Origin of the sequence: Gimesia algae (assembly GCF_007746795.1) — a bacterium.
In the GTDB taxonomy this organism is placed as follows: Bacteria; Planctomycetota; Planctomycetia; order Planctomycetales; family Planctomycetaceae; genus Gimesia; species Gimesia algae.
Genome location: NZ_CP036343.1, coordinates 2,044,444 through 2,070,191, shown reverse-complemented (window position 1 = coordinate 2,070,191; position 25,748 = coordinate 2,044,444). Strand labels below are relative to the sequence as shown.

Annotated in this window: 14 protein-coding genes and 1 pseudogene; 4 read left to right on the top strand and 11 right to left on the bottom strand. The window is 49.6% G+C overall.

Translation table 11 applies throughout. The annotated features are described in order from the left end of the window. Positions 1–58: 58 nt before the first annotated feature. From Pan161_RS07525 to Pan161_RS07490, 8 genes are all read right to left on the bottom strand, one after another. The gene (locus Pan161_RS07525) at positions 59–4,894 is read right to left on the bottom strand and encodes a tetratricopeptide repeat protein (protein ID WP_145225530.1); all 4,836 of its coding nucleotides are present in this window, start codon (positions 4,892–4,894) and stop codon (positions 59–61) included. Positions 4,895–5,408: 514 nt separating this feature from the next. Beyond that, positions 5,409–6,053 carry a class I SAM-dependent methyltransferase gene (locus Pan161_RS07520; RefSeq protein ID WP_145225528.1) on the bottom strand — a complete coding sequence of 215 codons (645 nt, stop codon included), beginning with the start codon at positions 6,051–6,053 and terminating at the stop codon, positions 5,409–5,411. A gap of 92 nt (positions 6,054–6,145) precedes the next feature. Next, positions 6,146–6,841 (bottom strand): spermidine synthase family protein, encoded by a 696-nt coding sequence (locus Pan161_RS07515; RefSeq protein ID WP_145225526.1) that lies wholly within the window; start codon positions 6,839–6,841, stop codon positions 6,146–6,148. Between the two features lie 292 nt (positions 6,842–7,133). After that, entirely contained in the window at positions 7,134–7,901 is a 768-nt protein-coding gene (locus Pan161_RS07510) for a hypothetical protein (protein WP_145225524.1), read from the bottom strand. Positions 7,902–7,965: 64 nt separating this feature from the next. Further along, positions 7,966–10,179, bottom strand: coding sequence for a M56 family metallopeptidase (locus Pan161_RS07505; RefSeq protein WP_145225522.1), 2,214 nt, complete (start codon positions 10,177–10,179; stop codon positions 7,966–7,968). Between the two features lie 84 nt (positions 10,180–10,263). Next, positions 10,264–10,644, bottom strand: a complete 381-nt coding sequence (locus Pan161_RS07500; protein WP_145225520.1) for a BlaI/MecI/CopY family transcriptional regulator — start codon at positions 10,642–10,644, stop codon at positions 10,264–10,266. Between the two features lie 497 nt (positions 10,645–11,141). Continuing rightward, positions 11,142–11,642, bottom strand: a complete 501-nt coding sequence (locus tag Pan161_RS07495) for a GNAT family N-acetyltransferase (protein WP_261342974.1) — start codon at positions 11,640–11,642, stop codon at positions 11,142–11,144. A gap of 647 nt (positions 11,643–12,289) precedes the next feature. Further along, positions 12,290–13,531, bottom strand: a complete 1,242-nt coding sequence (locus Pan161_RS07490; RefSeq protein WP_145225516.1) for a hypothetical protein — start codon at positions 13,529–13,531, stop codon at positions 12,290–12,292. 356 nt (positions 13,532–13,887) lie between these two features. On the opposite strand from Pan161_RS07490, the gene Pan161_RS07485 reads away from it, so the two are divergent. After that, positions 13,888–14,717 (top strand): IS5 family transposase gene (locus Pan161_RS07485; RefSeq protein ID WP_390620745.1). Its coding sequence is split into 2 segments (ribosomal slippage): positions 13,888–14,278 and positions 14,278–14,717, totalling 831 coding nucleotides; the frame shifts between segments, so codons are not numbered across the junction. 522 nt (positions 14,718–15,239) lie between these two features. On the opposite strand, the gene Pan161_RS07480 is transcribed toward Pan161_RS07485, so the two are convergent. The 3 genes from Pan161_RS07480 to Pan161_RS07470 all read right to left on the bottom strand — a co-directional run bounded on the left by Pan161_RS07480 (position 15,240) and on the right by Pan161_RS07470 (position 21,197). After that, positions 15,240–17,897: a hypothetical protein gene (locus Pan161_RS07480; RefSeq protein ID WP_145225514.1), complete on the bottom strand. Its 2,658-nt coding sequence runs from the start codon at positions 17,895–17,897 to the stop codon at positions 15,240–15,242. 392 nt (positions 17,898–18,289) lie between these two features. After that, positions 18,290–19,336, bottom strand: a complete 1,047-nt coding sequence (locus Pan161_RS07475) for a nucleoside monophosphate kinase (protein WP_145225512.1) — start codon at positions 19,334–19,336, stop codon at positions 18,290–18,292. A 319-nt stretch (positions 19,337–19,655) separates the two neighbouring features. Next, positions 19,656–21,197 (bottom strand): hypothetical protein, encoded by a 1,542-nt coding sequence (locus tag Pan161_RS07470; RefSeq protein ID WP_145225510.1) that lies wholly within the window; start codon positions 21,195–21,197, stop codon positions 19,656–19,658. 289 nt (positions 21,198–21,486) lie between these two features. On the opposite strand from Pan161_RS07470, the pseudogene Pan161_RS30935 reads away from it, so the two are divergent. From Pan161_RS30935 to Pan161_RS07460, 3 genes and pseudogenes are all read left to right on the top strand, one after another. Next, positions 21,487–21,616, top strand: a pseudogene (locus Pan161_RS30935) (IS3 family transposase); the annotation flags it as partial. Between the two features lie 40 nt (positions 21,617–21,656). Continuing rightward, positions 21,657–24,701, top strand: coding sequence for a beta-galactosidase trimerization domain-containing protein (locus Pan161_RS07465; RefSeq protein WP_145225508.1), 3,045 nt, complete (start codon positions 21,657–21,659; stop codon positions 24,699–24,701). A gap of 340 nt (positions 24,702–25,041) precedes the next feature. Then, entirely contained in the window at positions 25,042–25,239 is a 198-nt protein-coding gene (locus Pan161_RS07460) for a hypothetical protein (protein ID WP_145225506.1), read from the top strand. Positions 25,240–25,748: the final 509 nt, after the last annotated feature.

Below are 25,748 nucleotides of genomic sequence, written 5' to 3'. Positions count from 1 at the left end.
CTCTGCTTAAATGTGATGCGCTCTAACAGAACAGGCGTTCTGAAAACAGGCATACCAGTCAGCCAGAGTTGATGCTCGCTAACCATTCTTCCGATTGTTGCAGTGCAGGGTGCGCAGGCAGGAGTCGATGTCGTTGATTGTCGAGGGCTTCGTACAAGAGTGAGCGTGCCTGATCGGTTTCCCCTTTCTGTAATAAGATGTGAGCCAGGTTTGACTGACACTCGCCAATCCTGGGATTGTCGCCGGCCAGGTTATTTTGTAACACATTCAATGCCTGACGCAGCAGTATCTCTGCCTGTTCAAGATGTCCTTCTGCTTTTTCAACCAGCGCCATATTGAACTGGCTCATCGCAGTATTGATATTATCAGGGCCAAATAATCGTATGTCATCTTTTAATATTCGTTCTCCTGTTTCTCTTGCCTCGTCCAGTCGATTCAATTTGCAGGCGAACAATGTGAGATAGCATTCTCCCGTTGCAACCTGTGCATCATCAGCGTTCTGAGCATTGACGCGGGCAAGGGCAAGGCCTTGTGAGAGACTTTCGTAAGCTGCTTCCAATTGTCCTTTATCTGACAGAATCTGACCCAGGCGATAGTAAGGCAGAATTAAATGGGGAGAGTCGATGCCATATGAGTTGAGTACGCTATCAATATACTGCTGGATCAGATCCAAAGCGGAGTCCGTTGCGCCTCGCAGTCGCTGGGTTTCAGCAAAAGTGTAAAGCATCGATCCTTTTTGGGAATTCCCCCATTCTTCGTTTTTCTCTTGAATTGAGAGCCAATTCTGGCAGAGTGAAGCAACGGCTGACCATATTTCCAGACTGTTAGCCAGTTCGCTGAGTGATTGAATGTAAGCGAGCTTCAATTCAACGGTGGGTATATGAGGATCAGTCTCAATCGTTTTCAGCATCTGTGCAACGGCAACTTCGATTTCCGTGTGATTACCCAATCTGCTTTGTGCACCTGCCTGGATCAACAGGAAATCGGCGCTGACTTCATTCTGTGCCAGGGATTGTTTCAATTTGCTGGCTCGATCCAGCCAGATTCGCCCCTCTGCTTCATTGGCAAGATTGATATAGGTGATCGCCTGTAACGCAGCGATCATGCCTGCCAGGTCAGAAGGGATGTCGAATTCTGTGCACAAATCCCAGAGATGATTCAGCGCGTCAGGATTTGAATGGCGGGGACCCGCGGCAAGGACCTTGATAGCCACTTGAACCTGTTCCTGGACCAGCAGGTTCTTAGACCGTTCGAATTCAGGAGTATGAGCCAGACCGTCCTGTTTCAACTGACGGAGCACGGTTTCAGATAGTTTCGCAACGTCACTCAGCCGCTCGAACCATTGTGCGAGATAACAGATATGGATCTTTTGTTGAAGTACTTCCACACTATGAAATCGATTGGGTGAAAGGCGGGCGGCGTCTTCCGCTTCATTTGCATAGTTCCAGGCTTCTTCGAACTGATTTAGGCCACAGTGATATGTGATCCAGGTCGTCAGGAAGGAAGCCCGTAAGACTGGTTGCGTGGCAATGGTAAGTCCTTCTTCAAGAATCAGGCGCGCCCGTTCAAAATTCCCGTTTTGAAGCAACCGGGATGCCAGGCGTTGCATGAGCATCAAGCGTGTATTTGGTTGGAATTTGGTGACGGGGAGGGCAATCGCTTCTTCCAGGAGTGAAATGCTCTGCTTGATATTTCCCTGCTCGGAATGATAGCTGGATAACTCCTCGACCAACCTGACATATTCTTCAGTTTGTCCCAGTTTACTCCCAATCATCATCCCATCTGTCATCATTTCTTCATAACCTTCAAATTCTCTGAGAGTACGCAGCGCGGTCGACAGGTAGAGGCAGGCTCGTGGAACAATGCGTTGCATGGCTCCGTCTTGATTTTCCTGAATCACGGTCCAGGCAATCGACTTTGCTTCTTCAAACTTTCCCTGCCGACTCAAAATCTCGATGAGCGTTGTCTGCGCGATGGGGATCTGGAGTTGATCGTCGATTTCTATTGCCAGGTTAAGGCCTGCACGCGCTTCGCGTTCCGCTTCAGGCAACTTCTCATGTCCCATGCCACTGAAGGCGACTGCCAGTTGCTGAAAAATACTGCCTTTAGTTTTCTGATCCACTGGTGATTCACCAAGTGCTGACAACATTCCCTCTAAAATGACGACTGCCGTCTTACCGTTTCCTGCACCGATCTGTAACGCGCTACATTCCAGGAGCGGCTGACGGATGTCTGGATTGCCCATATCCAGTTGATCTACCACTTCTTGAAAACGATCTGGATGATGCACTGCAAGTTGAATAAAGGTATCACGACAGATCGAGTGAAAGGCACGGTTCTCAATCGTCAGGCGGGAAAGCCATCTGGTCAATATTCGTGCAGATTTAAGGGGTGCGTTCCGCAGTGCCAGATAAAATTCATCGACGAGTTGTCGCCAGTTTGAGCTGATCGCTTTGGGTTGCACCAGGTCCAACTCCATCAATATATTTTGAACCTGATCCCATTGTTCAGAGGCCTCCAGGTGAAAAAGCAGTTCTGTTTGCGATCGCAATGGTGCAACACGTCCTTCACTGTCCGGATGGGTCTCGCGGAAATCGAACAGTCGTGCCAGTTTTCGATGCATCTCATGTATGACTTCTTCTGTGAGTAAAGTTTTTCGAACAGCACGCAATACACTTCTATGATAGAAATCCAGTAAGGCACCTCGATTCTGAAGATAGGTCCGCAGATGTCGCAGTAATGAGGCAATCTCTTTTTGTCTCGACTCTTTCTGAATCATGTTTTCTTCAGTTTCTGCAGGCAAATCCAGGACGACTAATTCATGCAATTCAGATTCACTCAACCCGATTCGAGAGACAGCAATCCCACAGAGAACGTCGGATACCAGTGATTTATCAAAATCATAACTCAACCACGTAATCAATTGAGAAAGCAGTTTTGTGGGATCGTCTGCCTGTTCAAAGAGTTGAATACGAGGTCGTAATAATTCAAATGAACCGAACCCGCGCAGTTCTTCCAGTGCTACCATCAGATAAAGAGGGTTACGGGTTGCCGGATTAGTCAGGAGTAATTCGATCTGCTCTGAATCCAGGCTCTTGGCAGCAAGTGAGGGAACTTCTTCAATGATTTTTCTGCAATCCTGGCTGGTGAGTACAAAGTCGCGGAGGTCCAGTAATCGATGGTCACGCAAATTTAATGCACTTCTGACCTGCGAGCTTTCTTCGGCTCCTCGGAAATTATCGGGTAGGCAGCTCATTACGAGAGTCACATTCTCCGGAAACTGAACGGGAAGCCAATGCAGATCCAATGCGTGATGTGATGCGTCAAGTTGATCCAGCGCATCGAGAAACAGAACCAGATGCCTTTCAGGGGGGAGCTCTTTCAGTACCTGCCTGAATTGATCGGCCAGTGCGGAAGTCTCCGTTTCGAGCGTCAGCCTGAGATCGCACTGCGCTGAAATTTCGAGCAGAATACGACGTAGAAGACCATCAACCGATGTAGAGTCGGGGCTGACACCAATAAAATGTCCGATCACAAAAAAGCGTGAGGACCGGTTTGCCAGCCAGGACATCACCTGACACACCTTGGCCATGATGGCCGACTTTCCACTTCCCGCGTCACCTACAATAACCAGCGGTGCCTGACCTGGATGATTCAGATAGTCAAAAATCTTTCGTTCTGCCTCTCTCCGTTTTACGTAGACCCGTAAACGAGATTCGATAAATCGCTGATGATATTCCTGTTCCGTATTTAACTGTGACAAATCTTCGAGAGATTCTGAATTTACGCTCTGGCGGCGGGAGATCCACAGTTTAAACATCTCCATCCACTCTTTCAGTTGCGGATGATTTGACAGCAACATCCAGTTGACGGCAAACTGCTGGTCATCCAGAGCGAGAATCTGATCAAGTTGCTCAAAGCCTGCAGATCGAGACCATTCTTTCAACAATGACTTTAATTCCGGAATCGAATATTGCTCGGGTTCGGCATGAGTCGCGATTTCACCACGCGATTCAGCATCGGCTGCAGCGAGCCCTTCAAACTGAGGGTCGGTACAGAGCAGGTCCCAGAACTGCTCGTAAACCTGACGTCCAAAGCTCTCGAGTCCGCTGAGTGCGATTGTACCGTATTGATCCACGAATCTTTGCAAATGGGGTGACGATTCTTTGAGTGAAGCATATTCACCAGGGTCGATCATTCCATCTTCAGCGAGGGCACGAAGTTGTTCGCGATCGTTATCTTCCAGAAGCAGTTGTGCTGCACTCCATCTGATTTTCATCCCTTCGTATTGCCAATGATAACCTGTTACTATCGTACGACCCGAATTCTTTATACTCTGCTTCAGGGTATTCAGGCGGTCTCGTCTTTGCTGTACCAGTTCATGTGCCGCAGCTTCGCCTAACTCTTCGATCTCGTTCTGGCTGGCCATCTCCAGTAACAGGGACTGCTGGTCGGATGGTATTGTTTTTATCGGTGTCGCATCCCGGAAATAAAACAGACTGTGCCGGTCCATTTCGGGGTGGTTGAGAACACCGTGCAAGACTTCCAGTTCTGTAATGGAATGAGATTCACGTTCCTTGAGCCATTCATATTTCGCGGTCGCCTCGGAGGGGAGTGACCTGGGAACCCAACCGTATCGCTCTCCCAGTAGACCGATGAAATAAGGTCGACAATGGTCAATCTGTTGTAAGCAGAGGTCAAGGACCTGATCACTTTCTGCCTGCTCTTTGGTGAGTCCCCACCGCAGATCGATTTCAATTAGGCGGATGCGATGCGGTTCCAGCCTCGCTCGTAATGCGGGAAAGACATACTTGACCAGATGGTCGCGTTCTGCCTGCATATCGCGAAAGGTAGAAGAAATGAAAACACGAATAGTTTTCCATTGAAACGTCATCGTAGTAAACCTTAGGCTGACACGATCGGTAGTAGAAAACAATCAGGCGTTTGATTGAAGGGAACACATTATTATCAGGTATCAATAAGCCGAATTCAACCATCGCATGGACCCTGGGTACAGAAAAAACTGATACGCCAAGCAGGAATGCTTCGAGAACGCTATCGAGGTCTGTTTTTCCCGCTGACTGAAAACCAGAGTAAAGAGATTGAAGTATGCCCACCACGCCCAACTCATTTGAAATGAACCTGGGATCGTGATCCATATGTATTGTCTGGATCTGCCTTGAATCTTTTTGGCTCGATACAAAGCAGCCACAGCATTATCGCCAGTCAGCCGTGATGTCTGCTCGATATCGTATAATTCCCAAACGAGAGCACAACATATTTTTGCCTCGCAGCTATTGTACTATTTAACTCGGTACAACCGCAGCAGCCGCAAGTCGTTTCCACGGAAAAGCAATCTCCCGTGCTTGAGATTGTTGTCTGGTCTTGCTGATTGAAATCCGAATGTCTTACGTGTCACAAGGCTGTTCACTCAACTTCCGTTGAAGACTCACTGAATCGAGGTGGTCGTACGTCAGCAACAGTGCCCCCTCGGCGGCATATTTCTCGAATAAACTCGAGATCAGATTCTCCTCGCCGGGCCAGGGATAGGCAAAAACTATATCAAAATCTTCGGGACCAAGTTCCAGTTCTTCGTACCCATCTTCCGCATCTGTGATGAGCCAGGAATACGAGGCGTTGTTCTCGGCATAGGCTGCCTCGACACAGGATTCGGCGCCCGCGGGAATGAAGCTGCCTTGAACGAATTCCACGGGTAGACCAAAATCATCTGCCAGACTTCGCGATGCATCGATCAGCTCTTCCTCAATCTCAATGCCACAGGACATAAACTCAAGCATCGACGCTAAAGACGCTACCACGCCGAAACCACATCCCCATTCACAGAACGAATTTCCAGTGGCAAGATTTGTGTCGATGATGGCTTGCAGAGCGTGGTAGACCGTTTTGAAATCACTCGGGACGAAGCCAGTGGCGCGGCGTGGACTCTTCTGGAGATACTGGCTGACTCTCAAATCAGCTTCGCGAAGAAAAGCAACGATCTCGTCGGGCAAAATCGAATCGTTTTTCGAAATTTCAATTTCCACCAAAGGCACATCAAGTAATCCTGAAAGAAGTTCGGTTCAGTGCGAGGCACCTCGCCCCTGCGTATATAGAAACAGTTGATTCAGAGTTGACTGAAGCAGACTCAGTCACGAGCAAAAAACAGCCAGTCGGTCTGTTGTACGTTGATCAGATTGTTGAAAACGGTTATGGGTTCGATACGAACTTCGCGGAATACCTTTTGCAGTGCATCGACAAACGGTGAACTCTCAGCGTACGACCAGACGCCAAGCAGTCCGTCTTCTGCAAGATGGCGTTTCGCATGCTGCAACCCATCGGTCGTGTAGAATTGACCGTTGGCTTCACCCAGGTTCTCATCCGGTGAATGATCCACGTCGATGAGGATCAGGTCATGTTTCTGTTCCGGCGGACTGGCGAGACGCTGGTAGATGTCACCCTGAGTCACTTTGAGCCGGTTGTCTGCATTCAGTTTGTCTGACAGTGGGACCAGCCCTTGCTCCATCCAGTTGATCACCTGTGGAAGAAACTCGACAACCTCGCATTGTGAAACTCGATCCGATTCCAGCGCTGTCCCAGCGGTATAACCCAGGCCGAGACCTCCGACCAGCACGCGCAGGCGGGATCCTGAGTGCATTTGCAGCGCGATTTCCGATAGTGCCTTCTCGGAAGCCGTCAGGTAACTGCTCATCAGGAATTCGTGATCGAGCGTGACTTCCGTGACGATCGTTCCAGGCTCGCACAGCAGCTCGCGTCGCCGCAAACACAGGATACCGAGCTCGGTAGGTTCGTAGGCGAGAATCTCGAAGAGTGGAGGTTTCATAGAAAAACTGGTTTCGTTAAGTATGAATGCGGAGCCTGACACGTCACGCTAGCCTGTGTCCAGTTTTACTGAAGCGTCTCCAGGACCATTTGGACCGAGTAGATAAGAATGAGAGACGCTATGGTTTATTGAGATGTGCTCTAGAGACCACTTCGCCGCGTAGACAAATGGTAACGAACAGGAAGTTGCTAAGTCAACAGGCAGTGACAGAGTCTGTCCTGAGTTCTTGCAAGACAGCAGCGCATCTGCACAGAGAGTTCGGAAAAACGCCGCTGACTCTCTGCACGCATCGTCAATCGATTTCAGCCTCACCACCAATGACCAGGTCGCCAGATTCCGTGCGGATGTAGTAGCTGTGCCGGCCCGTGGACGTCGGTTTGATGATGGCTTCGAGTTGACCAGCTGGATTCATTTTCAGCGGTTGCGAAAGCGCCTTTCCATCGGCACCGACGAGAATTGCCACAAGCTTCTCTGCGGTCTCGCCGGCTGCATCGTCATCGGAAATTGTCAGCCCCATTCGGACAGAGCCATCATCCTGCTTATCCACGCTGACGCTGTGGGTCTTGCTGCGGTCTTTGATTCGCTTCCAGATATAAATCGACGGATCGCGTTGATACGTGCGGCGCGACTCGAACATACCGGGAGCGTCTAGAAACACTTCATCATCAATTCGATAGAGGAATGCAAAATCCATTGGGAACGTACGTCCTTGCCATTTTCCACTTAACATCGTCGCTTCACCGCAATAAAACACTCGCACTGGTCCATGTTTTTCCAAGTGAAACTTTGTTTGCCGGTAGGTGCTTATATACTTTCCATCGACACTCATATTTGTCAGAATTTCCAGATCGTCCTTAATCAATTTTTCCTGGCGATAAACGACTTTGCCATTCTCATCACGAGTGACCCTCTCCCATCGCCCTTGCATTGTCGCCAGGTCGTTACGAAGGTCCGGATCGTCAGGAATCCACGGTTCATTCACTTTTGCATCTTGTGCAAACGAAGGCAACGCAACGAGAAGTGCCAAAACAACGGCTAGATTTGTTCGCGGGCGATTCATGGATATGTCCTTGAGGTGTTTTTGTCGAGTGTGTAGTTTCTCACAGCCTGTGCCAGTGTCTGCATCAGCCCGCTGCCTTATGCCAGGGGATTACCGCAGTGTCCTTGCGAATCGATTTGCGGCCCTGCAACAGACCGGGAATCTCGTAAAACAAACCTTCCCACAGTTTGTAGACGAAAGCTTGTTGTTCCGGGATTTGGTCAAAAGTACTACCGTTCTGCCGGAATTCCAGTACGGTGCGATTGTAGATCGGAACATCACCTTCCACAGTCCGCTCGATCCTCGAAACCATGAGCAGTCGCTGGGTTCCGTCCAGCCATGTGCGCGTGATCGTCTCACGATTTCCCTCGATTTGCATGTTTTCACGCACGGCCCGTTCACCTGGTATGAACCGTTGCCATGTTCCGTTAAGCTCAGTGAGAACGGTATCAGAATCCTGCTTGTCAGAATGATCGTCAGCGACTGTACGAAGCATTTCCGGCAGCCGCTTCAGAAATGCATCGGGAGCCGACTCCCAATCATCGCGCAACAACCCATCACGGCGTTCCAGCGCAAGAATGGATCCCATGACGGTCATCCGTAACACACCCGTCTCCTCGTGATACCACCAGAGACGATTACTCTGGTCCCAGCACGCAAACCATGTTTTATCGGCGGCAAGTTGCTTGATCGATTCAGAGAGAATACGTGGCCTCTTACGCTGAATGTTCGGCTCGATCCAGGGAATATTATCAGACCAGGAGTTCGTTGGTGCGAGATAAAACGTGCCAGCCGGTCCTTTTACGTAGTACGACAATAGCCCATCTTTTGAAACGTAAATTGAGATTGAACATACCTGAGCTTGAGCCAGATAGGTGCCAGGCTGATCCAACACTTCATTCGGTTCTGAAACTTCTGGTTTCGCTGGCTTCAATTCCCTGGTTTTCGCCGGTAGCGTGTCATTGTCAGATTGCAGTAATTCGGCAACACGCGTAGTGGCTTCCTGCTGTGCTACACGTTGTGAGACCGGTTTCCCTTTAGCCTCAGATGTCATCGATCCTCCCTCGGAAGTCTCCAGATTCCTGACGAGATTTCCTCCAGCATCTCGCTCGATGACCCGGCCCGCAGTGGCTACCGTCGTCGTAATTCCAACCGCCAGGAGCACGACGATCACAGCGGCACTGGTTGTCATGCTGCGTCGATTTCGCTTGTCATCTAACACACACCGAACACGATCTGCAAGCTGACTTTTGCCAGCCATGGTCATCGCGGTTGCAGTAATCCCCTCAGGGCTTCGGTAAGTGGATGCGATATCTACCAGGTGTTGAGAATAAGTCAGCGGTAGAATTCCGGCGGCCAGAACCAAATCATCACATGCCCGTTCTCGTTCGATTTGCAACTGGCGTATGACAAGCCAAACCAATGGATGAAACCATAAGGTCGCTCCGACCAGCCGCGACCACCATAATGAAAGAACATCTCGGCGTTTTACATGGGCCATTTCGTGAAGTAGAACTACTTGTTTTAACTCGGTCGACCAGATATCACAGCCGGATGGCAGTATCACGAACGGATTGATCAGCCCACCTGTCAAAGGGCCAATTTCGTTGGTTGCTTCTTGAATCGCTATATTTCGTCGAAATCCAAGTTTCGACTTAACATCTGCAGCCAGCCCGCACCACTGTTGATCAGAAAGCTGTATAGATCTCTTGAGAATTCGCGATAAGCGGATCAAACCGAACAAAATCTGTGCAAGAATCAGCACAGATCCCAAGAACCACAGAGCTAACAACCAGGCCGCGACTCCCCATGCTCGACTCTCTTCGTGTGCAAACTTTGTTGTTGGAAACGGATCAACCGCCCCGACACGATCGGTTGTTTCCATTGATTCACTCATTCCAGCCATGGGGGCAGATGTTGTTGTGAGCGGTTCTTGTCGATAGTGTATTTTTTCGGTTGGTAGATCTTCTGGTACGAGAGATACGGTATCGGTCGAGGCCACATTCTGTATGGTCGAATCAGGTGTGGCAGATGTAGTTTTAACCGGCTTAGACTCGACGCGGCTGAGCAGGGGGGCAGTCGGTCCCCAACCTGGTAACACGATGGAGGCGACAGGAACACAAGCCACAGCCAGTAACGTAGTTACCCACAACCCATGCAGAAACGCAGCTGACTGTCGATACAGGCAAATGCCAAGGCAGTAACCAACAGCTAACACAGCTGTGATACGGATGAGAACATCGACGAGGCGCGCCCCCAGAAGTCCGTCAGAATTCAATTCGGAAAGAATGGTTGACATGTCTCGCTCCGATTCAACAGTTAAAAAACGAATTATAGCCTTATGTTATTATACTAAGTCCGTCCAGGGATTCTTCTCATGACATCATTCGTGTTTACGAGCTTCATCAATCAAGATCTGAATGCGGTCGAGCTCCTCGTCCGTCAGCTCCTTCGACTTCATATCCAGTAACGTAGCAACCGTCGTTTCGATTGAGTTATTGAAAAACGTATCCAGCATGTGCCGCAACGCTGACTTGCGGGCCTTGTTTCGTGTCCGAGTAGGTAAATAAACATACCTGGGGCCATCGCTGATGTGTTTGAGGTGCCCTTTTTCTTCCAGCAACCGCATTGTCGCCCTGATGGATGAATAACTGGGAGGATTGTCGAGGCTTACCAGCACTTCTTGCACAGTGCCTCGCCCGATTCGATAAATAATATCCATGATTTGCCGTTCGCGACGACTGAGTCTTCCGGGTGAAACCATGTTGATGCTCCATTTTCAATATCGAACTCATGTATGCTAAAAATTTAGCATAGTGCTAATAAAATAGCAATAGAAAAGTTGAAATATTCCGTCTGGTCACTTGCAGGATGGATTCCAGCGTGGGGGTCAAGTTCGCATGAATGAGACCCTGCGGTTCGTTGTGTCATCAACGTTTGATTGAAGTGCTGCTATAATGCTCGTTTTGGTTTGCCGGTGGAGTGCTGTTTTAAATAATGAGTGGATGGACATTACAAGAGTGCGACAACGAAGCATGGAAACAACACCCACAACCCTCAATTTCCAGCATGCCAAAGCAGTCGCCTGCGTTCAACCAGTTTCGCGAACAAAAATATCACGAGTGCCTCGGGCAGTTTACAATCGGAACTGGTTCACCACTGACCGGTCCTGGACTGTGTCTGGTTTTATTGTATCGTCTTCAGGGCCATTTGAACCGAGTATCATCGGATGAGAGACGCGAAGGTTAAATGTGATGCGCACTAGAAGAGGTAACCAAGCAAGTCAACTGGTTCATCTGGCCAAACCTTTTTTCCTGTTTGTTTTATCATTAATTCTTTTTCGATTCGTTCAGTTTCGACTCCATAATTCTTGTGCTCATCAATTTTGAGCCAGGTAAGGTCGGTCGAAATTAATCGAAATCCATTTTTTTCATACAGGCGATGATCATCGGCAACGAGGAACAGAAAATCGATTCCTTTCGCTTTCGCCAATGCCGAAAGTTGATCCAGTATCTCTGAAGCAATTCCTCTTCTCCTGTAACCGCTGGAAATACATAAATCGATCACTCCAAAGATAGAGAACACTGATTTTCCTACTGATATCATGCGATGATCTATCCCCATATGTCCAACCAGGATTCCGTCTTCATACGCTAAAAATCTAAAATGAGGCAACTGTTTGAAATACGATCTTGCTTGTGAATTCTCAGGAAAGCAATCATTTCGAAGAGCAGTAATCTCGTCATGAAGTTGAGGATCGATCTTGATTTATTGCGTTGCAGTTATCATCCGTATCACCACCAACTACATGTGCGTGCCCGCAAAGTTCATCAGGATCGATATTTGAGGGGCCCAGGGGCGAACTGCAATGTTCGTCAGAGTCATGGTTGTCATCACAATCCCCGCATGCTTGATCTGCTTCTATCACACTCCCAGCTGAACAACTTTCGTCTTTATCATGGGATGGATCCGTTGTTCCTTGAATTCCGCAGTTTTCATCAACATCCGCCTGAGTCAATGGAGGACTAAGCGGGCCGCATGCATTGTCTTGATCAGTCAGTTGTCCCTCACCTGCAGGAGTTACGCCGCAATTACCGTCTGGATCATGCCCGACTCCTGCCGTACCTGATGTACATGTTTCATCGATGGGGCTGGTACCTCCCCCACAAGTATCAGCGAGTGTGATTTTCGGATCAGCAATATCAACAATTGTCACTGTGAACAAAAACGTGCCGACAGACCGAATGAACTCTCGCCTGGAAGAATTTTCATTGGGGGTCGACTCATTTTTTTCAGGGGACTCTCCTGACAAATTCGGATTCTCTTCATCGTTGAGGTCTGTCATAGGTTTTCCTTATTGTGGAGGGGAGCTGTCTGGTCATGATAAAAATTGAATATTGTTAGAGGATCTAGTTTCCAATATCTGATTTCGATTTTCTTTTTTTGAAAAACACCAGGTAAATACAGACAAATAACAGGACCACTAAATTGACACCTAAAAGCCAGATGAATCGATTGGAGGAAGTGCTCTGGAGGGCAGATTGATTCTTCCTCTCTAGTTTTTGTCTTGCTATTCGCTGATTTTTTTTATCAAGTTCTACTAATAATCGCTCTGATCTTTCTTTGTGATAGAGATGCCACTGAGGCCAGATTTGTGTTAGTTTTTGAGAGGCCTGTTCCCTGTTCTGTTTGGCAGTAACCAGCTCAGGTGGTTGAACACTCAGCCGTTTGTAAGTGGAACAAATCAGATGCCGCGCATTGATGCGGCTTAAATCCGTCAGCAACTTCGGTAGCTCGTCTGGGACCTGTAAGTCTTTTTGAGCAGAACGCAACTCTTCTGCATAGCGATTGCTATGCCGTTCATACATTGCCAATAGTGCGTTTAAATATTCTTCGTTTGTTAGAGTTGAATCGTTTTTTTGATTCTCAAGAATCGAACCTTTGAGGTCTTCTTCAAAGACAAATGATTTCAGATGATCATCCGTGAATACGGATTTGGCCCAACAGGCAAGCAACGGTCGAAATAACTCATCTTCTGCTAATTCCTGGTACACCTTGCTCAGATTGGCTCGATGGAACGCAACCACCCATCGCTGTCTCTCTGGGGGATTCTTTGGCTGAAGAATTGTGTTCCAGTCGGAGGGCAACTTCCTTATCTCTTGTTTGAGCTGAGATTCTCTCGTCGACAATCCACCATTGAGTTTCTTGACGGCTGTTCCAAGAAGTTGATTCTCATCCAGAATTTTATGCTCCAACTCACGCTCATATTTCAGGGCCGATTGCCAGTTTTCGTAAGCCTGATCAAACTGCTTTCTTTTCTCTGGCGGAAGATCATTAATTGACTTTATGGAGACAGCATTTTCGCTGGGAACCTCGGCCCGAGAGTAATTAATATATTTGACTTCCCGTGGAAGAGTGGGGGCAGAACTTCCAATAGTACCCACCGACGAAGTTCTATTAGAAGTCTCTTTTTTTTCAGGACTGATCTGATTCGGACGAAGACCGTTCTTCCACGGCTGGCCCCAACTTTTTGAAAGCGGAGTGAACATGACGGCAACGAATCCGAAAATGAATAAAATCGGCACTTTAAATTGGACTGATTGAGTTTGCGAAGTCAATTTATTGATGCCTGCATACCATCCTTGATACATGTTTTTCTCCTCAGAAAGACACAAATTATTAATCAACAAATAGAAATAGACTTAAACCTTGATTGACTGGATTTGGAAACAATTTCAATAAATCTCGTTCTGTTTTTTAGACTCAATTGAATCTCTCAAACTCAGTTAGTCGTTCCGGTTGAAGTCTTCAGAATCCATCCTGAATCTTCTGATATTGTCCACTATCAGAAAACAGCGTCTGCCAAGAAATATTGCCTCAAGCCCACCTTCCAGTCAGACTAATGATAAAGTGATTTTATTAGAGGTAGTTTCAAACCCGAAGATTACGTAAACAGTTTGGTATAGTATTTGTAGGAGTACCTCACAAAGGAGGTCTCATTATGACCATGACCCGCGTGTCCCGACCTGCCACAGGTCGCAACATTACCGGGTCCAGGACGGAACCAAAACCACAACTCTCGGACGAGCAATGGCTTCTGATCAAAGATCTGTTTCCAGAACCACCGGCAAACGCAGCCGGAGGGCGGCCCAGAGTGGCTGCCCGCGAGTGCCTCGAAGGAATCCTTTGGGTATTAAGGACCGGTGCCCGATGGAAAGATTTACCAACATTTTTACCATCTCCCAGCACCTGCTGGCGTCGTTTCAAGGAATGGACCGAAGAGGGTGTTTTCCTCGAAGCGTGGCAGCGATTGCTCGAACACTTCGACCGCCGAAAGCTGGTGGTCTGGTCAGAAGCATTCGGGGAAGGCACATTCTGCCCCGCAAAAAAAAAGGCGCCGATGTCGGCAAGACAAAACGGGGAAAGGGAACCAAGCTTATGCTGCTGGTCGACGGAAACGGGCTCCCTCTCGCTCTGGATCGTACCAGTGCCTCGCCGGCAGAGGTGAAGCTGATTGAGTCCCTGCTGGACCAGCGCGTTTTGCCACGCGACCCCGATCGCCTGATTTATGATCGTGTGGCCGATTGCGACCCCCTGCGCACACGGTTGGCGAAACGGCAGATAGAGCTGATCTGTCCGCATCGCAAGAACCGTGTCAAACCAGCGACGCAAGACGGGCGTGCTTTGCGGCGATATCGACGTCGCTGGAAAGTCGAACGCACCATCAGTTGGTTGTTCAACTTTCGTCGCCTGGTAGTACGGTATGAAAGATACAGTCATTTGTTTTTAGGATTCGCACAACTCGCGGGCGTGTTCACCTTACTAAATAAATTATGAAACCACTGTTAGTCACCTGCATGGATTTGCTCATCAATGAAGCTGACGGGTAACAAAAACATGCGAAAGGAACAGTGGTTGCTCGGACAGGATGCCTCAGAGGCTTCCTGACACAGATAGAGTCTGAATATGGTTTCCGATTGCTGTATATAATATCAGGCGTTAGAAGTGTATCAAGCATTGATTCCTGGTGATTCGACTGTATCCAGTTTTATTGAAGCGTCTCCAGGGCCATTTGGATTAAGTATAATTGATTGAGAGACGCGATGGTTAAATGTGATGCGCTCTAGATTCATTAGCGGAGTTTTCTAATACTACGGGCGCTAACTGTTTCAGTTAACCTGGCGGGCAGAAAATACCACTTGCCGTTCATGCGAAACGACTCGCAGAACTTCCTGTCACGGTCCATGTTGACATAACGGCGATCGCGCAAGAAGCCGTCGTCGAAGTGAGTCAGGTTGCAGGCTACACGGAGACCAGCATACAGAACCGGCGTGGCAACGGAGTCGATGACTTTGAGTACTACTGCGCTGCCAACAGCTTTGATACTGCTATCCTGAGAGTCTCAAGGCCCGAAGCGGACAGCCGACCATACGCCGCCGTGCCTGCGTCCGCTTCATTGGTTTTGTTGACCTCCGCATCCAGATCTACATATTGATTGACGAAGCGTCGCATTTGATTCTGTGACCAACGTTTTTGTTGCTGAAGCAAATTGAGATACTCGATCAACTGCTGCACATCTCGATAAGCTTTCAATCGCATCGAATGTCGAATGACAGTTTCGTCAGAAGTGTTTTTATCGAAAATGAACAATCCCAGTTGATCCGCTTCAGTCAAGGCACTTCCCGATTTGTTGACCGTCTGCCAGGGAACAATGCCAGTCGCTCCGGCCTGCCAGGCATCCAGCGCCCAAGCTTGTACGTTGCGATTCGTTTCGTGGACATGGTTCGATGTCCCGTAAACCCACGTCTTCAGACCATCAGACTGCATGCGGTCGCTTACCAGACGACGATAATGCTGGAACGCCGTCGCCGACACAACCCACAGATCATCGCGTCGACTTAACTGACCCCGGCAGTATTCAGGGCGCGAAATGTCGATGCGATAATCAATCTGAACTCCTGGTGCTACATCACGTCCTCGGTCAGTCAGCTCTCCATAGAACTGCAACGCCCGGTAATCCCAATAGCTTGCTGGTTCATCCAAAATCCACGGAGCCTTGGTCTTCTCATTGAGAGATCCCTTATTGTTGAAGTACACCTGAAAACCGGTTTGCTTCCAGCTTTTGGATTCTGCAAGTCGAGCAAAATCCTGCAGGATATTAACAAACGTACGACGATACTCCGGCTGCTCAGCAAACGAATGATATGCGTCTGGATTGCCATTGAAGTAGGATCGACAATTCAACGGCCAGCTTTCGTGAAACGTCAGATAGAAGCCTGGTGCCGCAATCGGTCCACGATGACCCTCTTTGAATAATGAGCCATCAATGTACGGACCAAAGGCTTCAATAAAATCGTCCCAGAAACCGGTCTTTGAACCCGGCTGAATACTATCGTACCGTCTGTTGTCCATCCGTCTGCCGGAACGAAGACGCATATCAAGATTACTTTTCCTTGATCCCGGGGCAGCAGTTCTATGCGAGTAATGCAGAATATTGGCGTGGACTCGATGGTCGTATGCGATTTGTTGCAGGGCATAGTATTCGTTGACATGATCCGGCAATCCATAGCCATTCATCTCACAGGAGAACGACGCTTGACGAGGTAATGCGAAGGGAAGAACTTTGATTATCAGCGGCACCACGCGTCCGTCAGAAATTGTGATCTTCCCTTGACGAAGGCCTGGGGATGCATCGAAGGGAAGATAGATATCGGCAATCACGGAATGATCCGTATCGGGTTTCAGCAAAATGGAATCAGGCATCGGCAGCAGTGGATCGGGAATCAAGCGACCGTTTGACGGAACGTAGACGGCTTGATGCAGATCGATCCGTGGTTCAGGTTCGTCCAGTTGGATTTTGACGGACACTTCTTCGTTCTTGTCAACTCGCAGCAGCAACTGAAATCCGACTACTTCGCCCGCAGCGGCTGTCAGCCGAACTCGCTGACCGTCGAAGATTGCGTTATCTGTCCGGTAATCTTCCGGCAGTTCGCCGACAGACTTTCCGGAAGAGTCATACTTGTCCGTAACTGGAATCACACTTAGACCAGGAACTGGCGACGATTGCGCTGGTGAAAAGGCCACATTTGGTTTATCGATCGAAACGGATTTCAGAATCACGCCACGTAACTTCGCAGGTTGTGAAACTTGTCCTGTACGATTCAGCGTGACGACCTTGATTTCATATGGCTGATGCACGGCGATGGACGAGGGGAGGTCTCGGAGTTGAATGGTCTGCTTATGTCCATTCTTCACAAGCGGAATATTATGTCGGCCAAGTGATTTACCATCAATGGTGACTTCGTAAGCAAACCCATCATGCAGGGGAGACTTCAACGTCAGCCGCGCAGAGGTATCATCTGCCGAAGCCAGTCGCAGCTCTGTTGCAGCATCTGGAACGGCTTCAACCTGATCGTCGAGTTCAACTATCAGATAGGGTTTCTTTCCCGATTGCTCATGCGCAAAGATCGTCGGATTGCGTCGGGTGTCGGCACTGTGTTCATGAATGGCCAATCCATGAGCGACGCCAATCGCCAGCGCATGAATCATATCGGGAGGCACATCCCAATGATAATTGCCATCACGCATTTTTGTGTTCGTATTGTGTACCAGCGTAAATCCGTTGCCGCCACATACCGCTGGAAACCGAGCTCCCTTGTACCCCCAGTCTTCAATGCCGTCAATTCCTGCAGTCAGGCCGTTTGAGTGTTGTTCATTCCACGGTGTGGCAATTGTGGAAATGGTAACACCAGAAATATCCTGTTTCCCCGGCACACAAACCAGCGTTGCGCTTTTCACTCGTTTTCCTGCGATGGCAGACGTGTCAAACGCCATCGCGACAATATGCTGGTTGCCTTTGATGCGAATTCGCCCCTGTTGACCGGCGTTCAGCGACCACTCGCCATCCACCATGACGATCGAGTTGTCTTTGGTCACTGGCAGTTGAATCGGATCTCCCGCGAGGGCATCCGTGACGATCAGTAATGATACGGAGAGCAGAACAAACAGGAACCGCATGGGAGAGCTCGCTTTTCAAACCTGTGATTAGACTGTGTCCAGTTTTACTGTAGTGTCTCCAGGGCCAATCGGATCAAGTATAATAAATTGAGAGACGCGATGGTTAAATGTGATGTGCCCTAGTAATTGCGTAAAGACAATGCCGTCAGGGGAATGAGGCCTTGGCGACTCGTCAGGTTAGCAGCCCTGAAACGCCATCGCCTGATAACATTATCGTAAACGACACACTGCAATGAATCCAGTAAAGTTCCTTGTATAGCAGTTCTTTTCTATCTTGACTGAGGAAAAATGACAAATCAGACATCCGCAATCATGACTGAATCCGGATGTGTATGCAGCCTTTATGGCATGTCACACAATTGGAAAACGCACTCGGGATCAGCACCGCCTTATTATTTTTCCTGTTTGGGATAAGCTCTTAAACCGAGAAGCATCTCGGCTCTTTCGGTGAGCGGCCTGGCAGCGAACTTGGGATCGGTGTACTCTGCGAGGTTGCTGGCGACGAGAGAATAGACGGCCTGACGATCTTGACTGGTGTCAATTTCGACACACTTGTTTTTGCTCTTGAAGTGTTCAACGGTAGGCAGCGTTTCTGCCTTGAAGGTGTCGAATCTCAGCTTGATACTCTCAACATTGTCGTCACTTCTGCCGGAGTATTTGGCTCGGCCCAGGATACGCTGCTCAAGAACAGGGTACGGACATTCGAGGTACAAAAGTTTTGGCAGTTCCGCTTCCTTGCCGAAGATCGCATGCCACGCTTCCAGATTGGACAGAGAGCGGGGGAATCCATCCAGCAGGAAGTTGTTCCTGCCTGTTGTTCTAATAACCGTTTCCATCTTGTCTTTCAGCAGTGTCACAATGATTTCATTGGGTACCAGCTTTCCGGCCGTGATGAATTCTTCGATGAGGACGGCGTTCGGACCGCCCACCTGACGCGCGGCTCGGCAAAGATCACCCGTGGATAAGTGGGTCCAGCCCAGTTGAGACTCGGCAAGCTCGCACATCGTGCCTTTTCCAGCACCGGGGCCGCCCAGTACAAACACAACGTTGGGCTCGGGGCAGGGCTCTCGCGGATCGTAGTGGTGGATTACGACTTGAGGCGCAGGTGCGACTCCTTTTTTGTAGACGTGCCATTCTCTGTCGGTGGGTGGCAGCGCATCTTCACAGGTAATGTCGTATGCCAGATGACCATCGAGACGGCAGATTCTCCAGGATGTGTAGCTGTTGGAATAGGAGAGCGCAGGGCTTCTGGCAGACTTTCCATCCGCGCGATCCCACGCCATTTTGCCGTTCCAGTAGCCGAGGCTGGATATGGTTCCCGATTCCGATTTCGCAGGCGGTGCCGTGGAAGGAACGAAGAGACCATCTACTTCAGGCAGACCAGATCCAGACACTTCGATAAAAAAAGTATTGGGGGTTTGCTCATTGCTTTCGACCATTGTCTCTTTTCCTGATAAATGATTATGTTGGAGATACGGTTAGGCTGAATCAGTGAATTTGACCGGGTGTCGAACGCGATCAGTGTGTAGGGGTTACTTTTATAAACCATCGTGCTGCAGGTGCATAGGGCGCGCCAATAGATCACAGCCGAAGACCAGTTCGATGGGATGAAAGTGTCTTCAAAACCGATCGATCATTATGATTGCCGAAATTCGGATGAGATAACAGGAATCCATAGGTCGTTCCAATTTCGGCCTTTTGAAGATTGATGTCAACTTGCGTAGTGGTGATGATACGGAAAAACAGAGATCATCCAACTCAGTTTTGATCGACGTAGAGCGCGTAGATGTGAGCGCCGCTGTCGTTAGCGAGCGTCACGCGAATTGAGAACGGTTCGGTGACGGCAATCTCGGTGCCGTTGGTAGCGGGCCAGACGATATCTTGACGTGTGCCGTTCCGGTTGAGTTTCGCAGCGTTCTTGCCGGAATAGTTGGCGAGCGGTTTGCCCCGGTCATCGATCAGTTCGACGAGCGGCGGGGTTCCGACATTCGCCTGGTCTATATTGGCAATCAGGCGGACACCGTTCTGCTGTGGATGAATTGTCGTGGTGTCAAAAACCGCGGCGGCACTTTCGTCGATGCGCGACAGATAACCGAAGCCATCGCGTCGCATCTTCACCACTCCCACGCCGCCACGTGGTGGGAATTTCGGGGCCACTGTCAAATCCCAGGCCCCGTAGTAGATATAGGTCTCGTCGCCGACATGGGCGAAGCCCTGTCCCTGAAGCAGCCCGCCCACGTCCCACTCGCCAGCTTGACCGGCTTTGATGAGCACGTAGTCGCGGATCGGTTCGCGGAAGTGAATGCCATTGTTGCTGATATTGAGGCCAAGATCGATGATGCGATCTTTCCACTCGGGAGCCCCCCGCCAGATCCCGTAGACGCCCAGCAGTACATTATTGCGATGCCAGACCGACGAGGGTAAGTGTGCTTCCTCATCTTCAGCGGGTTTGCCGGGAATGCCGATGGCGGTGCCGCGCATGAAACCGAAAGCGGGCGCCTCCTGCCAGTGAATCAAATCCGGCGAGCGGTATGTTGTCATCACTCTCCCCGACACTTTGCCATCGGCCTGGTACACCCAGGGAGTAATCTGTTGGCCGGTGAGGTGATACATGCCCTTCCAGCGAAACAGCCCGCCCTGCTCGAAATGCACAGGCGGCAAGGTGCGGTACTCATCTTTAATCTGGCCGTTCTGGAACTCCATCTTCGTGGCAGCCCGCCAGCGCAGTCCGTCTGCGCTGTAGAAAGCAACCGATGTGGCGACGTTTTTCTTGCGCGCGGCCAGTCGGGTCTGCACATTCATCATCATCTTGAAGCGGCGCGTGGGATCGGGCTCGTCCGCTTCGTGAAGTACGATCATATGAATGGTGCAGGCTTCTGGAGGATCAACGGCGACCAGATTGTTGTTGGTGTTGCCTCGATATTCGACCAGTCCGAGATTGGGTTTAGTCCAGTGAATGCCATCGTCGCTCTCCGCGTAGGCGACGCGCAGGCCTTTGTACGCCCGCTTGAAAACGGTATCGTCCAGAGCGACGTACCAGAGTTTATATTTCCCATCGTGCTCAAGCATCGAACCGTAGAATTGAACGCCGCCTTCATCGCATGCTCCCTTTTCACCGATCGGGATCAGTGGATTGTCCGGGTGCTTCTCTGGCGGTGTCATCGTCAGCTTGAGGTTCGATTTCCACGGGATGCTGTGGTCGTCAAAAGAGAACAGGCTGACGTCGTATTCAGATATTTCTTCAGCATGCACCGAAGCAGTCAGCGCAAATGCGATCGCGAACACTAGCAAGCGAATCATGGAGTGCTCCTGGGTTGGAGGAAACTAATCTATCGATTGAGGCAGTGACACATGGATGAGTATTTATGTTAGTGTAGCGGTTTCTGCTGTGCGAATGCAATGAAATAGTAGCATGTTACACCATGATGCGGGGCGGAGCACTTTTGCAGTGAAGGGCTGTTGGTTTTGGCCTTGTCAGAATCAAACGCGCGTACGACTTGATCAACCTGCGGTGATCTTCCTTGCAGCAGATCTCATCTAGTGAGTTTCTTTGGTTTCACGAAATCCAGAATCGGTCAGCGTGAAAGCCGTAACGAAGAGTTTGGACTGGTGGACTTACTTCAACAAGGTTACTCTGGATTTCAGTCGGCTGGGAATACCGTCCGAATATTGCAGATATTGAATCGTTCAACGGCCGAGTCCGTCAGGAATGTTTGAATTCGATACAGAGACAAATCTAATCCAGTATCATCGGAAGTTATGAAAAATAAACAGTTAGTCAGAATATTGGCCCTGGTTGTGGGATTCGCTGTCAACTCAGAAAGCGTGTTTTGCGCAGAGCCCACATTTTTAGAAGCAGAAGCATTTACGATTTCTTCCGATGGCTGGAAAGTCAATGTTACAGCGCGGGGGGCTTCGGGGGTCAAGGCGCTGAATGGTTCGAGCGGAGAGACGCGCGGATTAGCGACAGCCAGGTTCACTGTTCCAGAAGCGGGAGACTATCGGATCTGGGTGCGTCACAACTACAGCAGTACGCGGCGCGGCCCATTTGAAGTCGCAGTTTCTTCGAATGAAAAAATGATCGCCCGGAAAGTCTTTGATCTGGAAACAAGGCCAGGCGTTAAAAACTGGGCTTATGTCTGGGATCAGCTTGATACCCCTCTTGCAGCCGGAGAGCACACTCTGACATTGAGTAAATATGAATCGAAAAACTGTTCAGGCTATGTACGAAATGTCGATTGTTTTCTGATCACAACGGATAAGGCAGCCAAGCCCGATTTTTCCCCTTATGGACCACAAACCTGGTTGCGGGTAAGACTGGCGGATATTTATGAAAAACCTCTCCAGGTTCATATCTTTGCGGATCACTATCGTTCTCCCTGGTACGGACACTGGCATCTTTCGCGGGCAGGAGCGAAACCAGGCTTGCGGCCGGAACAAGACCAGTTACTGGCAAGTGGTGAGACAACCCCGTGGTGCAATATTACGCCGATGTTGTATCAGGACAGCGGTGCGATTCTGAATATTACTGCGCGTTATACCTATGCGGATCGGGCAGATCGACTCCAGGCAAAATTCGAATTTGCGACTGCGCCAGAGGATGCGGCGATTGTCAGAACGATGGAGGTCGACAGTCAGCCGAATGGCCTGGTGGTGGTGATGCCACCAAATTTGCTGACGGCTGAGAATCTGTCTCGAATGAAACGAGACAAGGAGTTTGCGGAGGCGACAGGAAAAATAGCGGACGCGTATGACTGGCCTCAAACAGGAAAAAAACCAGACAAAATTCCTTTTTTTGTCAGTGCGACAGTCGGCGGTTATGGCACTGAAGTCGATCAATCGATCATCGATCGCGAGTGGAAAACGCTCGATTACTTTGGGTTTTCCAATCGAGACAAGCATTATCTACACGGTGGAATCTGGTTGAGCAAGAATAAATCGTTCTGCCAACCAGATCTGGAAGCAATGCGTACCAGAGCAGCAGTCCATGCGCATGAGTTTTTCGAATCGGGAAAGAAAACTGAAGACATTGTATACTGTATGCTGACCGATGAGCCCACGGGGCAGCCTGCCAGTTTTATGGTGGCAGATCCGGCGTATCACCAGGCATTCCGCGTCTGGCTAAAAAAACTCGATAAAACTCCTGCTGATTTACTGGTTGAGAACTGGGATGCCGTGAAACCGGTTTTAGAAAGCGACCGTGATCAGTTTCCTGCCTTGCATTATTTCACACAGCGATTTCGCACCCGGGCGCTGGGAGACTTCATGGCTGCCCAACGTGAGATATTAGAATCATCTTACGGCAGAGAATTGCCAACGCTGGTGAATTTCAGTGACGGTGCTACCTACGCCGCGAATTTCTACTCTCAGGGAGTCGATTACTTTGAACTTCTTGATGTCGAAAACCAGAATGCGATCTGGAGTGAGGATTGGGCGAACGGTGCATCGAGCTATCAATGTGGTGCTTACAATGTGGATCTGATGCGTGCGGCATCGCGCGAGCACGGGCAGACTCTGGGGCATTATCTGGTTGCACATGCGGGACGAAAGCCCTGGGATATTAAAACAAAAGCAGCGAGCGAGACGGCACGCGGAATCCGGATCTGGAAGAACTTTTCTTATGGGGTCAGTTGGGGCAGCCATGAAGGCGGACCTGCGTGGAAGAGTCATACCTGGTACAACCACCCCGAAACCTGGCGGGCTAATGCAGAAGTGACTTATGAGATTGGTGGTGCGGAAGACCTGCTGATCGATGCGGCCGCCGATCCGGCGGAAGTTGCCATTTTGTATTCATCGTCGTCTGATGCCTGGACAGTCAAGCGGAATCATGCTTACGGCTTCAACCGTATGCACACGTGGATGGCACTGGCTCACGAACAGGTTCCCGTGGATTTTATCGGTGAAGCACAACTTGAGCGAGGACTGCTTTCAGATTACAAAGTCTGCTATGCATCCGGGCCGAACCTCACACGGGCAGCGGCGGAAAAATTGACAGAGTGGGTGAAGGGGGGAGGCGTCTTGGTACTCACAGCGGGGGCGGCCATGCGGGATGAATTTAATCGTCCCCTTACAGAATTCAACGACCATTTACCTGTCATGCGGGAAGCGGTAACAGAGCATCAGGTATTTCTGAATTCTGGTTCATATGTGCATATTTTACGACCTGTATCTATCGTCAAAGCCGGTCAAACGGAGATGGAAGTGCTTTCCGTTTCTCAAAAACAAACGCCCAGGCCTGAGCGTAAGATCGAAAGCGATGCGGGCGTTGTGATTGGAGCAGTGGGTAAAGGCAAGGTCTATTCGATGGGATTTCTGCCAGGACTGTCTTATATCAAACAGGCAGTCGATGCTCGCCGGGCATTGCAGCAGAGTGAAGAGGTCACGCCCGGGGAGCAGGACGAAAACCCAACCCCGGCGTTGGATTTGGCTGGGAAAGTAGTCGCGCCCCAGGTGATTAGATCCAGGCTTGAACGGTCTTATAATCCCTGGGAGTTTTCCGCGGAGGTCAGGAAATTCATTCTCCGGCCGGTACGGGAAGTCGGTATCAATAAACCGCTGACGTGCAGTGTGCCTCTGGTGGATGCCGTCGTTTTGAAATCGGAGAAAGGCATTGTGATTCCACTTGCGAATTATACGCTGGATTCACTTAACCGTGTGGAATTCACCGTTCACGTTGATCGACCAGTCGCGCGAATCAAAACCGTACATCAGGGAAATATTGACTTTCAATCTGCACAGGATGGAGCCGTCAAGTTTGCTATTCCATTGGACGCTTCTGATTATCTGAAAATCATTTATCGATAATCATAAAATCGGATCGCAGACTAAACTGTGTTCCGTTTTACGATCGCGTCTCCAGAGCCATTCGGACTGAGTATAATAGATTGAGAGACGGGATCGTTAAATGTGATGCGCTCTCGTGGTGAGGGATTTTCATCTGCGGGGATTGGAGCCGATCTTTATAATTCGTTGAGAAACTTGTAAGGAAGCTGTGACTACCATCACCGTTGGGCAAGCCAACTCTGTCACCCGGGTGCGTGAAATGACCTTGAGTCTTTTTAACATTGTTGGGGGAGCGATCTGCTGTCTGTGTTCCGTTGCATGGTGGCTTATTTTCGGGAAGGGCATGGGGAGGTCAAGGGGGATGAACAATAAAATGTGGCGATCGGTGTTGATGGGGACCCGATATGAGGCGGTACTGAAGCGGTTCCGGGACGAAGTTCTGCGAAGTGTGGCGACCCGCAGGCATACATGGCGAACTGGTGCTGTTTCAGGCAGTGTAAATCTGGAAAAAACAGGCTTATTATTAGTGATGACCTGGAACAAGTGGCTCGTGTTTTAGTGCACTGTAAACTGGGCACGCGCGCGACTCAGTTAGGCGCTTATTCTGGTTGGGAGCAGGTGGGAGTCAAGTCGAATCTGTTCAGTGAGTGAGCGCCGTTTTTCAGGAGGAGGACAAGGGCAGGTGAGGTTAAAAAAGATTCCGCGCAGGAAAGGAAGCCGGCTGCTTGCCCCGATGGATCAGCAGCTTGAAAGTGGGTGCGGGAAGGCAGATGTCAAGATATTTGCTGTCGTCGTAAAACTTAATATGTCAGTTGGTTATGTGATTCGCAGTTTCTCAGGTGTTGTTCAAAAATGTACAGATCAGGCGCGAAACCAGATCTGTCAGACAGGGGCTATGTTTCGTGGATGGAGGCAGATATCGTCTGGGATGTAGGTTGCGTCGACTCTGGAATAAGGTAAAATAAAGTTGATACCGCAAACGCTCAATTGAGTCTCCAGACATTACCTATAGTGCCAGACACTAAACCGTGTCCAGTTTTACTGTAACGTCTCCAGGGTCATTTAGAT